Source organism: Asticcacaulis sp. AND118 (genome assembly GCF_020535245.1).
Taxonomy (GTDB): domain Bacteria; phylum Pseudomonadota; class Alphaproteobacteria; order Caulobacterales; family Caulobacteraceae; genus Asticcacaulis.
Genome location: NZ_CP084910.1, coordinates 118,159 through 132,794, shown reverse-complemented (window position 1 = coordinate 132,794; position 14,636 = coordinate 118,159). Strand labels below are relative to the sequence as shown.

Here is a 14,636-nt window from a genome sequence, read left to right as displayed (position 1 = left end):
GCCACACATCATGCCGGAGCCTGACAGTCGCGGCGCACAGCGCACGACCGGACCCAGAAAGACCCTGTTGAATCTCTTCGGCCTGATCGGGCCGGACGAGGCGGAAAAGCCGCTCAGTCTGAGCGACCGCCCCGATGTTTCCAACGACCTCATCGAACACGCCCGTGCTTTCCAGAATCTGCGGGTCACCGACGTGATGACGCCGCGCGTGGACATTATCGGCATCGAAGATACCGCCACCCTGTCTGAACTGGTGCGCGTCTGCGTCGAAAGCGAACATTCGCGCCTGCCGGTCTATAGCGACAATCTCGATCATCCCGTGGGGGTCATCCACGTCAAGGACGTGTTCAAGCTGCTGGCTCCGTCGGAAGACGGGCGCATTCCCGACTGGGACGCGCCGGTGACCGGGCGGCTGAAGCGCGAGTTGATCTACGTGCCGTCGGCCATGTCGGCGACCGATTTGCTGCTGAAGATGCAGACGGAGCGTTCGCACATGGCGCTGGTCATCGACGAGCACGGCGGGACCGACGGTCTGGTGACGCTGGAAGACCTGCTCGAAGCCGTTGTGGGCGACATCGCCGATGAATATGACGACGAAGAAACCGACGACCTGATCGAAACCCCGACCGGCGAAATCGAGGTCGGCGGTCGCGTCGAGTTGAAGACGCTGCAAGAACGGCTGGAGCTGAACCTGCATCTGGAGGACAGCGAGGAAGAGGTCGATACGCTGGGCGGGCTGGTGGCCATGCTGGCGGGTCGGGTGCCGCAGCCGGGCGAAATCATCCCTTACGCCGCGGCGGGGATCGATATAGAAGTGCTCGACGCCGATCAGCGCCGCATCAAACGCCTGCGCCTGCATCGTCACGAAGACAAACCCGACCTGATCGCGGAAGACTTATGACCCTGACCGACCTCGGCGCCCGTCTCGCGCCTGCTGTTGCCCTCTACCGTCGCTATGTGGGCCCGAACCGGCAGGCGGCGCTGCTGGGGCTGCTGCTGGGGCTGGCTCAGCCTCCGTTCGGGTTTCTGCCGGGGCTGCTGGCCTATGCCGTTCTGTTGCGGAGTCTGGATCAGGATCTGGGCCCGAAACCGCTGCGCAAGGCCTTTGCCCTCGGCTGGTGGGCCGGTTTCCTCTATTTCCTTGTCGGTTGCTTCTGGGTGGCAGAAGCCTTTCTGGTCGACGCCAGCAATCAGGGCTGGATGGCGCCGTTCGCGGTCTGCATGTTACCGGGCGGCATCGCCCTCTTCTGGGGCGCGGCCTTTGCAGTGTATCGCAAACTGGCGGCCGGGCGTCTGGGCGGCCATTGGTCGCGCTGGTTGCTATTTACCGGCCTGTTCTGCCTGTTCGAATGGCTGCGCGGCACCGTACTGACCGGCTTTCCGTGGAACCCGGCAGGCGCGACATGGAAGGCCGGTTCGGCCGTCTCGCAACTGGCTTCGCTGTTCGGCGTCTACGGGTTGAGCCTGTTTACCGTCGCCCTGTTCTCCAGCCCGGCCGTCAGCCGGTGGGGCCGCGATCTGAAAAGCGCGTGGCCGGCGGTGGTGTCGGCTGTGCTGCTGATTGCGGGCGCCGGCTACGGCGCGGTGAGGCTGTCCACGACCGAGATCCGGACGACGGACACGTGGATACGACTGGTCCAGCCGAACATCGGTCAGAGGGCCAAATGGACCGAAGGCGCTTTGCTGAAAGTCATGCGTGAGTATGTATCCTTCACCAAGGCACACGCAACGCGGGAATTTTTACAATCAGTAACAAAACGTGATAATAAGCCCTATCCGGACGTGGTGATCTGGCCGGAAGGGGCCTTGCCTGACGCCGCTGAGAACCTGCTTGACCCACAATCAGAGACTGCAAATCTATTCGGCATTTTATTATCCGAAAATCAGGTCCTGCTGTGGGGGGCCTATCATCGCGCGATGGATGAAAACGACTTGCTCGTATGGCGAAATTCATTGCTGGCCTTGTCACGGGACAAGGCTGAGACGACCTACGAAGTTGTCTATTCGAAGTTCAAGCTGGTGCCCTTCGGTGAGTTCCTGCCGTTTGAATCCACGCTGGAAAAGCTGGGGGTCAAGGAACTGGCGCATGTGGGCGACGGTTTTACGCCCGGCCCGCGTACAAGGGCGGTAGAGGTTGAGCATCTGCCGCGTTTCCTGCCGCTGATCTGTTATGAGGGCCTGTTTCCCGCCCTGGCGGACAACGGCGGTAAACCTGTTTCCGCCCGGCCCAAACCATCCTGGATTGTCAATATTTCGAACGACGCGTGGTTCGGCCCGACGACCGGACCGGTTCAGCACCTCAACCTGTCGAGTTATCGCGCCATAGAGGAAGGTTTACCCATGGTAAGATCAACTCCAACGGGTGTATCTGCGGTGATCGATCCGTTGGGTCGCATCGTAAAAGGGTCTGAAATAGGTATAAGCCAGTCAGGTTTCCGTGATGTGCTGTTACCGGAAGCGGTAGCATTTGCCCCTTACACTCTTTGGCGGCATCTGCACCTCGTGCTGGTCGCGCTTTTTTGCTTGATTCCTGTTATGTTTACGACTTTTGTAGCCGTTAGCAAAAACAACCAATAAAATTAACCTTTTCGCTAGTCCGGGTGCGAAGAGGCAGTACGAAGAACGGCGTTGCAACAAGGCGCGCCGAAAAAAGCAGAGGCAAAGTTGGACGATAATTCTAAGACGGACCGTAGTCCGAATCCGGTTGATTTGCATGTCGGTGCGCGTGTGCGTATGCGTCGCAAGTTTTTGGGAATGTCGCAGGAAGCGCTGGCTGAGACCATCGCCCTCACCTTCCAGCAGGTACAGAAGTACGAGCGCGGTTCGAACCGCATCAGCGCATCGAAACTGTACGAAATCTCGCGCGCGCTCAAGGCGCCGGTAGCCTACTTCTTCGAAGGTTACGGTGAGTCCGAAGCGGTCGAAGGCTTTTCGGAGTCCGAGTCCGAGCAGTTCGTGCACGGCTTCCTTATGACCACCGAGGGCATCGAACTGGCCGAGGCCTTCCCGCGCATCAAGAACGCCAAGCATCGCCGCCGCATTCTTGAACTGGTACGCGCCATGGCCGAGGATGAAGACGCTTGAATTGCGCCTTCGGACGATTTTGATATCTCCGTGAAAACCCCGCCGGCGCCGGCGGGGTTTTGTTTTGTGGCACGCTGATATGACGCACGCACAAACGGCTTGATCATATAAAGATATGTTTATATGAGGAAGGGAGCCATTCTGTTGAACCGTGGAGCGTCACCATGCGTCCGTCCTATATCTTTACCTCCGAAAGCGTGTCCGAAGGTCATCCGGACAAGGTTGCCGACCGGGTGTCCGACGTTGTGGTCGACGCCTTTCTGCGTGAAGACGCGGAAGCGCGCGTGGCCTGCGAAACGCTGGTTACGACCGAGCGGGTCATCCTGGCCGGTGAGGTGCGTGCTGCTGACGACAAGATGCACGACATTATCGGTGGACTTGAGGACAAGGTCCGCGCGGCGATCAAGGATATCGGCTACGCGCAGAAGGGTTTCCACTGGGCCACGGCGCACTATGCCTGCCACCTGCACGCCCAGTCGGCTGACATCGCCATGGGTGTCGATTCCGGCGACAACAAGGACGAAGGCGCCGGCGACCAGGGCATCATGTTCGGTTACGCCTCGGACGAAACCGAAGAACTGACCTCCGCGCCGCTGCAATGGTCGCACAACATCCTGCGTCGTCTGGCCGAAGCGCGTCACGGCGGCGACCACCGCCTTGAGCCCGACGCCAAGTCGCAGGTCACTGTGCAATATGAGAACGGCGTGCCGTCGCGCATCCTCAAGGTGCTGATCTCGCACCAGCATAAGGACGGTCTGACGCCCAGGGATGTCGAGGCCATCGTGAAGCCCTACGCCATCGAAGTCTTGCCGCACGGCATGGTGACGGCGGATACCGAATGGCTGGTCAATCCGACCGGCAACTTCGTCATCGGCGGTCCGGACGGCGATGCCGGCCTGACCGGTCGCAAGATCATTGTCGACACCTACGGCGGTGCGGCCCCGCACGGCGGCGGTGCGTTTTCGGGCAAGGACCCGACCAAGGTCGACCGTTCGGCGGCCTATGCCCTGCGCTATCTGGCCAAGAACGTCGTGGCGGCGGGTCTGGCCAAGCGCTGCACGCTTCAGGTCTCCTACGCCATCGGTGTGTCGCGCCCCTTGAGCTTCTACGTCAACACCCATGGCACGTCCGAGGTGGATGAAGCGAAGGTGGAAGCCCTGCTGCCGGAACTGATCGGTGGTCTGACGCCCCGCGGTATCCGCCTGCATCTGGGGCTGAACAAGCCGATCTATGAGCGTACCGCAGCCTATGGCCACTTCGGTCGCACCCCCGATGCCGACGGCGGCTTCTCGTGGGAAAAGACCGATCTGGTTGACGCGCTGAAAGCCGAGTTCTAAGAGAGCGCCGAACACGCCCTATTTCCTCTCCCTTCCCCCTTGAACGGGGAAGGGATGATTGGCGTTCCATAAGGACGCTCTATGTCAGACGAAACCTCCAATGCATCCCCCGGCACGTCTCCCTCCTGGGGGCCCATGCGCTCATTCGGGCGCATCAAGTCGCGTACGCTCAAGCCGCGTCAGGCCGACCTGTTCGACACCCTGCTGCCGGATATCGAGATCAACGACGCCCTGATCGCGCGCCTCAATGCCGGCGACCTTGGCGGTCACAGCGAGCTGTGGCTGGAGATCGGCTTCGGCGGCGGCGAACATCTGGCCACGCAGGCCGAGCGCAATCCTCAGGCCCTGATCCTCGGTTTCGAGCCGTTCCTCAATGGCGTGGGCTCCCTGCTGCGTCATATCGACGAGCGCGGGCTGAAGAATGTGCGTGTGATGCCGGGCGATGCGCGTCCGGTGATCGACAAGCTGAACGCCGCCCGCATCGACAAGGTCTTCATCCTCTTTCCCGATCCGTGGCCCAAGGCGCGCCATCACAAGCGCCGCTTCGTCCAGACCGAGACGCTGGACGCCTTTGCCCGCGTGATGAAGGACGGCGCGCGTCTGCGCTTCGCCACCGACTGGGCCGACTATGCCGACTGGACGCTGGAGCGCGCCACGCAGCACGCGGCGTTCGACTGGACCGCGCAGTCGCAAACCGAATGGAACGTACCTCCGGCCGATCACATCACCACGCGCTATGAAGAAAAGAAGCTGGGCGATTGCGCGCCGGTCTTCCTCGACTTTTATCGCCGCACGCGAAACTGACGCGAAAAGGCCACATTTCACCCCTGTTCGGCGCAAGCCTGTAGCCAGTCACTGCGTTTACCCTGTACTACTCTGTTTAATCGGGGTGTCGGGGTGGTCGATGGAAAGCCTGCATAAGGTTTCGGCGGGATTCGTTTTCGCGTTTCTGTGCCTGCACATGGCCAATCATCTGCTGGGCCTGCAGGGACTGGAAACCCACGTGACCTTCATGGCCGTGGCGCGGATGGTCTATCGCCATCCCGTGGTCGAGATGGTCGTCCTGCTGGCCTTCCTGATGCAGATCCTGACCGGCTGGGCGCTGGCGCGCGAAATATGGGCGAAGAAGAAAGACTTCATCCATCAGCTTCAGGCGGCTTCCGGCGTCTATATTGCCTTTTTCGCCCTCACCCATGTCGCTTTCATCTTTTATGTGCGTCAACTCATGGCGGTGGATACCGACATCTATCTGATCGTCGCCGGCCTGATGCAGACGGGCTGGATGTACGCGCTCATCCCCTATTACGCTCTGGCGGTGTTCGCCGTGTTCGTGCACATGGGCTGCATCCTGTTCGACATCTTCAAGAAGACTGTACGCCCGGTTTCGTGGGGCCTTCTGGTCGTCACAGTGGGGATCGGCGGCTATGTGACCTATCTGATGATGATGTTCTACACAGGCCATACGGTCGCCCTGCACGTGCCGCCGCAGTATTTCGATATCTATCCCCTGTTCTTCTGATCAGCCTTAGCGCGTTGTTAAGCCTTTCGTTTAGCCGGATATTTAACGATTGTGCCTAAGGTCACCCGCAGTATCGGGTGAGTACCATGTGGCGTAACAGTGAAGGCGTAGGATTTATCGCAGCGTTCGGACAAAGGTTCCGTACCCTGTTGCGTCTGACTCCGTCCGATCCGCTTGTCTCTCAGGCCCTCGGCGCCGAAATGCGCCCGGTCATCCGCGGCTATGTCGCCATTGCCGGCCTTTATTTTCTGATCAATGCCCTGTTTTACCGTGTCGAAGGCGATCCGGGCCTTATACCTGCGATGTCGGTGTTGACCAGTGTGCTGTGCGTGGTGATGTGGGGCTATCTTCGCGTCGCGCGCCCTACGGCCCAACTCGACCTCGTCAGTCTGAACGTCAACGGGCTGGTCATCGCCAATACGGTAATCGATATTGCGATGGAATATCAGCCGCTCAAACTGATCAATTTCATCCTCGTCCTGCCTGTCTTTGCCCTGTGCGGCGCCACGCAGCGCGGCATTATCCTTTCGGTTCTGGCCGGTGTGTCGGCGTTCATCGCCTTCGCTCTTCGCTTCGAGACGGGGCACGTCGAGCTATGGCTTTGGCTGCTGATCGCCGGCGTGGTTACCGCCTTCGGTCTGGCTGCTGTCATCCGCGCCGCCATGCGCCGCAGCCTCGTGGCGCGGCTGGAGGCCGACCGGCACCGCGACGAAGCCCTGCATCTGGCCGCCTATGACGTTTTGACCGGATTGCCCAACCGCCGCGAGTTCCTGCGTGCGCTTGACGGGCTGTGCGCTTCGGCAAGATCCTTTCATCTGGTTCTGATCGATCTCGACGGCTTCAAGCCGGTCAACGACATTTTCGGCCATGCCGCCGGAGACCATGTCCTGCGTGAAGCCGGACGCCGCATGATTCAAGCCGCGCCGACCGGCAGTCTGATCGCGCGTCTGGGCGGCGATGAGTTCGCGCTGCTGATGACGGACCTGTCGGACGCCGAAGCGATCGTGGTGGCGGTGGGCATTTGCCGCGCGCTGGAGGCGCCTTTCGCGGTCGACGGCGAACTGGCCAGCCTGTCGGCCTCCGCCGGCCTGGCGCGCCGCGACGAAGAGGCCGCCCTGGCGTCGCGTCTGTTGGAACAGGCCGACTATGCCCTTTACCGCGCCAAGCACCTGAGACGCGGTGAAGCGGTTTTGTTCGATTCCGCCCATGCACGCGAAGTTCGCGACGCGCAGGCGGTGGAGCAGGCCCTGCGCACCATCAATATGGAGGCCGAGCTTTCGGTAGTCTTCCAGCCGCAGTACGACCTCGATAATCGCACGACCATCGGCTTTGAGGCGCTGGCCCGCTGGCACAGCCCGCGTCTGGGCTGCGTGCCCGCCGACCGTTTCATCCCGGCGGCGGAGCGCGTGGGTGTGATCACCGCCATGACGCCGGTCCTGCTGGCCAAGGCCCTGCGCGCCGCTGCCGAATGGCCGGCCGGGATGCGCGTCAGCTTCAATTTATCGGCACGCGATCTGATGTCCCCGTCAGCCACGCAGCGCGTCTGCGACATCGTGCGGGCGTCGGGCCTTGATCCGGCCTGCATCGAATTCGAGATCACCGAAACCGCCATGCTTACCGACTTCGAGCAGGCCATGACGGCGGTCAGCGAACTGAAGGCGCTGGGGACGCGTCTGTCGCTCGACGATTTCGGCGCGGGCTACAGCAATTTCGGTTATCTCAACGATATAGAGGTCGATACCCTCAAGATCGATCAGGCCTTTATCCGCCGTTTATCCGAAGGGCCGCGCGGCGCTCAGATCGTCAAGATCATGCTCGACATGGCGGCGACGCTGGGCATGGATGCGGTGATGGAGGGCGTGGAAACCGAGGCCCAGTTGCATCAGTTACGCGCCATAGGGGCCCGCTACATTCAGGGCTATCTGATCGGACGCCCGATCCCGGCCGACGATGTGGCCGACTACCTGGCCGGCGAAGCGCACCGCCGCGCCACGACGCTTTATCTGGCGCGCGGCTGAGTCCCTTTTGGGGGTTAAACGCGTTTTCGCTTGGCAGGCGTGCATTTCGGGACTATACAGACGCCAACATCGTCCGAACGGCCTTCCGGCCCCGGCGGCGGCCCTTCAGAAGGCCAGCCGCTTTTTTGTTGCCCGGAACCCGCCGAGACTTCGGGCGAAACCTCTGAGGATTTATTTTGCGCGCCAAGACGACCGAAGACCGCAAGCTGATCGAAGCCTTCGACCCCATTGCCGAAGAGCTGGGGCTCGACATTGTGCGCGTGCGCCTGATGGGCTCGAACAAGCCCGGTGGCCCCGGCCGACTTCAGATCATGGCCGAGCGCAAGACGGACGGCGAGATCACGGTCAATCTGTGCGCCCGCCTGTCGCGCGCCCTGTCGGCCTATCTGGAAGAAGCCGATCCCATCACCGGGGAATATATTCTCGAAGTGTCGTCGCCGGGCATTGACCGTCCGCTGACGCGTATCAAGGATTTCGACACCTATGCGGGTCTTGAGGCGCGTCTGGAACTGGATCGTCTGGCCGAAGGTCGCCGGCGTTTCCGTGGCATTCTCGCCGGCACCGAGGATGGTGAATACGTCGCCATCGATCTCGAAGGTGAGGAAGAGACGGCCATGATCCCGTTCGCCTGGATCATCGATGCCAAGCTGGTGCTCAATGACGAGCTGCTCAAGATCGGCGCGGAAAAGGCTGCCGCCCGTCGTGACGCCGGCGAGGACGAAGAAGACGACGATGACGACCTTGATTTCGGCGACGATGAAGACGACGCCGAATTTGACGATGTGGATTTCGACGATGCCGAAGACGATGATTTCGGCGACGACAACGACAAACAGACCAAGAATTAAACTGGGAACAGTGACATGAGCTTTACCGGAATCAGCGCCAACCGTCAGGAACTGCTTCAAATCGCCGACGCCGTGGCGCGCGAAAAGCAGATCGACAAGTCGGTCGTGCTCGCCTCCATCGAAGAAGCGGTGCAGAAGGCCGCCCGTTCGCGTTACGGCGCCGACCACGACATCCGTGTCCGCGTCGATCCGCGCACCGGCGAAATGACCATTACCCGTTACGTAACGGTCGTTCCGGATGAAGAGCTGGAAAACGAATACGCTCAGCGCGGCCTGACCGAGGCCCTGCGCGAAGACAAGGACGCCTTTGTCGGCAAGGAATATCCTGAAATCCTGCCGCCGTTCGAACTGGGCCGCGTTCAGTCGCAGATGGCCCGGCAGGTCGTGACGCACAAGGTGCGCGAGGCCGAGCGCGAGCGTCAGTACGACGAGTTCAAGGACCGCGTCGGCGAAATCGTCAACGGCACCGTCAAGCGCGTCGAATACGGCAATGTCATTGTCGATCTGGGCCGTGGCGAAGGCATCATGCGCCGCGATCAGTCGATCCCGCGCGAAGCCTTCCAGGTCAACGACCGCATCCGCGCCTATATTTACGACGTGCGCCGCGAAACCAAGGGCCCGCAGATCATGCTGTCGCGCGCCCACGGCGGCTTCATGGCCAAGCTGTTCGCGCAGGAAGTGCCGGAAGTCTATGACGGCGTGATCGAAATCAAATCGGTCGCCCGCGATCCGGGTTCGCGCGCCAAGATGGCCGTGCTGTCCAACGACAACTCGATCGATCCGGTCGGCGCCTGCGTCGGTATGCGCGGTTCGCGCGTGCAGGCCGTCGTCGGCGAGCTGCAAGGCGAAAAGATCGACATCATCCAGTGGTCGCCGGACGAAGCCACCTTCATCGTCAACGCGCTGGCCCCGGCCGAAGTGTCGAAGGTCGTGCTGGACGAAGAAGAAGACCGCGTCGAAGTCGTGGTGCCGGACGAACAACTGTCGCTGGCCATCGGCCGCCGCGGTCAGAATGTTCGCCTCGCCTCGCAACTGACCGGCTGGCAGGTCGATATCATCACCGAAGCTCAGGACTCCGAGCGTCGCCAGAAGGAATTCGCCGAGCGCACCGCCCTGTTCCAGGAAGCGCTGGACGCCGATGAAGTCATCGCCCAGTTGCTGGTCACCGAAGGCTTCTCGACGGTCGAAGACCTGGCCTATGTCGATCAGCTTGAAATCGCCGCCATCGAAGGCTTCGACGAAGACACCGCCGCCGAGCTGCAGGCCCGCGCCCGCGACTATCTGGAGCGTTTCGAAGCCGAGCAGAACGCCAAGCGCGTCGAGCTGGGCGTCGAGGACGAGGTTCTGAACGTGCCGGGCGTGACTCTGGCCATGGCCGTCGCTCTGGGCGAAGCCGGTGTGAAGACGGTCGAGGATCTGGCCGATCTGGCTACCGACGAAGTGCGCGGCGGCTTCGAGCAGCGCGGTCCGGAAAAGGTCCGCGTGCCGGGCGCTCTGGAAGCCTTCTCGCTGTCGGTCGCCGACGCCGAAGCCCTGATCCTCAACGCGCGTATCGCGGCGGGCTGGATCGAAGCGCCTGAGCCCGAGCCGGAACTCGAAGAAGAGGCCTCGGAAGAGGTCTACGAAGAGTCTTATGAAGAGGAGGGCGCGAATGACGCCAACTCCAACCAATGAGACCCTTATCGATCTGAACGATGAAACCACTGAGGCGGGGGAAGCCCCGTCTCAGACCGTTTCCGTGCGCTATGGTAACCGGCGCGACGTCGCTTCCCACAGTTCGGTGTCCCGTGACGGCCTGATCCGCTTCGTGGTCGGACCGGACGGCTATGTGGTGCCCGATCTGAAGGAAACCCTGCCCGGACGCGGCCTGTGGCTGAAGGCGGACGCCGAAAGTCTGGCGCTCGCTATCAAAAAGAACCTGTTCTCGCGCGCGGCCAAAAAGGCGGTCAAAACGCCGGAAGGCCTTGATGCGCTTGTGCCTGCGCTGATCCGCAAGCGCCTGCTTGATCAGTTGGGGCTGGCGCGCCGCGAAGGAAATCTCGTCACGGGGTTTGAAAAAGTCGCAACCGCGCTTAAATTAGGCAAGACGGTGCCCCATGCCGCCGGCCGCGCCGCGTGGCTGATCGAAGCCTCGGACGGGGCAGAGGACGGGCGGGGCAAGCTTCTGAACCTCAGTTACGGACAAACGCCGGCGGTCGGCCTGTGCGGTCTGTTCTCCAATGACGAACTGAGCCTCGCTCTGGGGCTCGAAAATGTAATCCATGCGACCCTGATCGAAGGGCGGCGGGCCGGGGCGTTTTCGCGCGAAGCGGCGCGCCTTGGCGGGTTTGAGGCGCTGTTTCCCGCGAAATGGCGCGAAAGACCCTTTAACTCAAACTGAAAAGCGACTATCAGGGCGTGATATTTTCACGGCTCAATCGCATTTCAAGCTGATTGTCCGAAACGAAGCCGGAATTGCCGGTTTCATCATGTATGTAGCGAGCTGAATGAGCGATCCGAAAGACGATAAACCCGAAGCCCCAAAGGGCGACAATGCCCGCGCTCCGCTGAGCCTGAAGCCGCGCGTCGGAGGCAATGTGCCTTCCGGCACCGTGAAGCAGAGCTTCAGCCACGGGCGTTCGAAGACGGTGGTGGTGGAAACCAAGCGCCGTATCGGCACGCCGCCGCAAGGTGGCGCCGCACCCTCGGGTGGGTCCCAGGGCGCTCCGGCCCGTCCGTCCGCCGACAGCAATCTGGCGCGTCCGCGTCCGGCGAACCCGTCCCAGAATGCCGCGCCGCGTCCCGCCTCTTCGGGCGGGAATGCCGGTGGCCTGCGTCAGGATGAACTGGATCGTCGCGCCCGCGTTCTGGAACAGGCGCGTCTGGATCAGGAACGTCGCGAAAGCGACGCGCGCCGTCAGGCCGAGCAGCGCGCCCGTGAAGACGCCGCGCGTCGCGCCGCCGAAGCGTCGGCTCAGCCTGCACCCGTAGCGCCGTCGCAACCGGCAGCGCCTGCGCCGTCCGAGTCCGCGTCGCAAGCGCCGGCACCGGTTCAGGCCCCTATTCAGGCCGAAGCCCCGCGCCGTAGCGCCATCGATGAAGCCCTGTCGCGTCCGGCCCAGCGCGCGCCGCGTGAAGACCGTCGTGACGGCTTCCGTGACGATCGCGCTCCCAGAAATGATGGGCAACGCAACGATGCGCCGCGCGCCGATCGCCCGCAAGGTGATCGTCCCCAGGGTCAGTATGGCGATCGTCCGCGTGGTGACCGCCCCCAAGGCGACCGTCCGCCCTTCAACAGAGATGGCAACCGTCCGCAGGGTGATCGTCCCCAGGGTCAGTACGGCGATCGTCCGCGTGGTGACCGCCCGCAAGGCGATCGTCCGCCATTCAACAGAGACGGCAACCGTCCGCAGGGCGATCGTCCGCCGTTTAATCGCGATCGTCCGCAAGGCGACCGCCCGAACTATGGCGAGCGCACCCCGCGCGGTGATCGTCCGCAGGGCGACCGTCCGCCATTTAACCGTGACCGTCCGCAAGGCGACCGCCCGCAGGGTGATCGTGGCCCGCGTCCGCAGGGAGATCGTCCGCAGGGCGACCGCGGTCCGCGTCCGGCGGGTGAAACCGTTCGCTATTCGGCCAATTCCCCGCGTCCGCCGCGGGGGCCCGCCGGTGTCGCGCCGAACGCGCCCGCCGTTTCGGAAGTCGATCGTATCCGCTCTTCGCGTGGCACGCCTGCGGGTAAGCCGGGTGATGTGCGCCGTGCCGGGGACGATGATGATCGCAACCGTCGTGGCGGGACCAAGGCCGGTGCGCCGACCAAGGCGGTGTCGCAAACGCGCGGCGAGCCCAAGCGCCGCGAAGGCCGCCTGACGCTGCAAGCCGTCGTCGGTGACGATGAGGGCGCCGCCGATCGTATGCGTTCGCTGGCCTCGGTGCGTCGCGCTCGTGAACGCGAGCGTGAAAAACGCAAGGGCGTCACTACGGAACAGGCCCGCGTCTCGCGTGACGTGGTCATTCCGGACGTTATCACGGTTCAGGAACTGTCGAACCGTATGGCCGTTCGCGCCGTAGACATCATCAAGATGCTGATGAAGCAAGGGATGATGCTCAAGATCAACGACGTTATCGACTCCGATACCGCCGAACTGGTGGCTACCGAATTCGGCCACAACGTCAGACGCGTCTCGGAAGCCGACGTCCTCGAAGGCTTCATAGATGCCGCCGACCACGACGACGACACCATCGTGCGTCCGCCGGTCGTGGCGGTCATGGGTCACGTCGACCACGGCAAGACCTCGCTGCTCGACGCGCTGCGTAAGGAAGACGTGGCGGCGGGCGAAGCCGGCGGCATCACCCAGCACATCGGCGCGTACCAGATCAAGGTGCCGACCGGTGAGCGCGTGACCTTCCTCGATACGCCTGGCCACGCCGCCTTCTCGGCCATGCGTGCCCGCGGTGCGAACGTGACCGACATCGTGGTGCTGGTCGTGGCCGCCGATGACGGCGTCATGCCGCAAACCATCGAAGCCATCAATCACGCGCGCGCCGCCAAGACGCCGATGATCGTGGCCGTCAACAAGATGGATAAGCACGAGGCCAACCCGCAGCGCATCATCAACGAGCTTCTGCAACACGAAGTCGTGGTGGAATCGCTGGGCGGCGACACGCAGATCATCGAGGTTTCGGCCAAGACGGGTCTGGGTCTCGACAATCTGATCGAAGCCATCCTGCTGCAGGCGGAAGTGCTCGACCTGCGCGCCAATCCGGATCGTACCGCCGAAGGCGTGGTCATCGAAGCCAAGCTCGACAAGGGTCGCGGTCCGGTGGCCACGGTTCTGGTCAAGCGCGGCACGCTGAAGCGCGGTGACATCATCGTCGCCGGCGCGTCGTGGGGCCGCGTGCGCGCCCTGATCGACGAGCGCGACACGCAACTGCCTGAAGCGGGTCCGTCGCAGCCGGTCGAAATTCTCGGCCTCGACCAGGCGCCCGATCCCGGCGAAGCTTTCGCCGTGGTGGAATCGGACGCCCGCGCTCGTGAAATCACCGAGTACCGTCAGCGCGTGAAGCGTGAAAAGATGGTGGCTCCGGTCGGTGTGTCGCTGTCGGACATGATGTCGAAGCTCAAGGACAAGAAGGTCAAAGAGCTGCAACTCATCGTCAAGGCGGATGTGCAGGGTTCGGCCGAAGCCATTATCGGCTCGCTGGAAAAGGTCGGCAACGAAGAGGTCCGCGCGCGGATCATCCATTCGGGCGCTGGGGGTATCACCGAGTCCGACGTGCAACTGGCCAAGGGTTCCAACACCCCGATCATCGGCTTCAACGTCCGTGCCTCGAAGCAGGCGCGCGATCTGGCCGAGCGTGAAGGCGTGGAAATCCGCTACTATGCGATCATTTACGACCTGATCGACGACATCAAGGGCGTGCTTTCGGGCATGCTGGCCCCGATCCAGCGCGAAACCTTCCTTGGCAACGCCGAAGTGCTCGAAGTGTTCGACATCACCAAGGTCGGCAAGGTCGCGGGTTGCCGCGTCACCGAAGGCCGCGTGGAAAAGGGCGCGCGCGTGCGTATCCTGCGCGACGACGTCGTCATTCAGGAAATGGGCGTGCTCACCACGCTCAAGCGCTTCAAGGACGAGGTCAACTCGGTCGTGGTCGGTCAGGAATGCGGTATGTCCTTCGGTCCGTTCCAGGACATCAAGAAGGGCGACTTCATCGAATGCTTCACGGTCGAAGAGATCAAGCGCACGCTGTAATCTTTTAAAAGTGTTTGGCCCGGCTCAATGCCGGGCTAAATGCTTTTTAGGGTTGAGTTTAGCTTGTCTCTGATCCGTTATGGGGTGTGGGGTCCATG

At 62.3% G+C, this 14,636-nt stretch carries 11 protein-coding genes; all 11 read left to right on the top strand.

Annotated features, from left to right (window positions below; translation table 11 throughout):
* The first annotated feature begins 10 nt into the window (after positions 1-10).
* The 11 genes from LH365_RS00585 to infB all read left to right on the top strand — a co-directional run bounded on the left by LH365_RS00585 (position 11) and on the right by infB (position 14,538).
* The gene (locus LH365_RS00585; RefSeq protein WP_226744286.1) at positions 11-901 is read left to right on the top strand and encodes a hemolysin family protein; all 891 of its coding nucleotides are present in this window, start codon (positions 11-13) and stop codon (positions 899-901) included.
* Positions 898-2,577 (top strand): apolipoprotein N-acyltransferase, encoded by a 1,680-nt coding sequence (gene lnt, locus LH365_RS00580; RefSeq protein ID WP_226744285.1) that lies wholly within the window; start codon positions 898-900, stop codon positions 2,575-2,577. Before LH365_RS00585 ends, lnt begins: the two co-directional genes overlap by 4 nt.
* A gap of 156 nt (positions 2,578-2,733) precedes the next feature.
* The gene (locus tag LH365_RS00575; RefSeq protein ID WP_370639753.1) at positions 2,734-3,084 is read left to right on the top strand and encodes a helix-turn-helix domain-containing protein; all 351 of its coding nucleotides are present in this window, start codon (positions 2,734-2,736) and stop codon (positions 3,082-3,084) included.
* Positions 3,085-3,248: 164 nt separating this feature from the next.
* The gene (gene metK / locus LH365_RS00570) at positions 3,249-4,421 is read left to right on the top strand and encodes a methionine adenosyltransferase (RefSeq protein ID WP_226744283.1); all 1,173 of its coding nucleotides are present in this window, start codon (positions 3,249-3,251) and stop codon (positions 4,419-4,421) included.
* Between the two features lie 81 nt (positions 4,422-4,502).
* Positions 4,503-5,225 carry a tRNA (guanosine(46)-N7)-methyltransferase TrmB gene (gene trmB / locus LH365_RS00565; protein WP_226744282.1) on the top strand — a complete coding sequence of 241 codons (723 nt, stop codon included), beginning with the start codon at positions 4,503-4,505 and terminating at the stop codon, positions 5,223-5,225.
* Between the two features lie 100 nt (positions 5,226-5,325).
* Entirely contained in the window at positions 5,326-5,940 is a 615-nt protein-coding gene (locus tag LH365_RS00560) for a hypothetical protein (protein ID WP_226744281.1), read from the top strand.
* A gap of 86 nt (positions 5,941-6,026) precedes the next feature.
* Positions 6,027-7,958: a bifunctional diguanylate cyclase/phosphodiesterase gene (locus tag LH365_RS00555; RefSeq protein WP_226744280.1), complete on the top strand. Its 1,932-nt coding sequence runs from the start codon at positions 6,027-6,029 to the stop codon at positions 7,956-7,958.
* 176 nt (positions 7,959-8,134) lie between these two features.
* Positions 8,135-8,806, top strand: coding sequence for a ribosome maturation factor RimP (rimP, locus tag LH365_RS00550; protein ID WP_226744279.1), 672 nt, complete (start codon positions 8,135-8,137; stop codon positions 8,804-8,806).
* 15 nt (positions 8,807-8,821) lie between these two features.
* Positions 8,822-10,480, top strand: a complete 1,659-nt coding sequence (gene nusA, locus LH365_RS00545; protein WP_226744278.1) for a transcription termination factor NusA — start codon at positions 8,822-8,824, stop codon at positions 10,478-10,480.
* A complete protein-coding gene (locus tag LH365_RS00540; RefSeq protein WP_226744277.1) occupies positions 10,458-11,186 on the top strand; it encodes an RNA-binding protein in 729 nt (242 codons plus the stop codon). The genes nusA and LH365_RS00540 overlap by 23 nt, the downstream gene beginning before the upstream one ends.
* A gap of 106 nt (positions 11,187-11,292) precedes the next feature.
* Positions 11,293-14,538 carry a translation initiation factor IF-2 gene (gene infB, locus LH365_RS00535; RefSeq protein WP_226744276.1) on the top strand — a complete coding sequence of 1,082 codons (3,246 nt, stop codon included), beginning with the start codon at positions 11,293-11,295 and terminating at the stop codon, positions 14,536-14,538.
* The last annotated feature ends 98 nt before the right edge of the window (positions 14,539-14,636 follow it).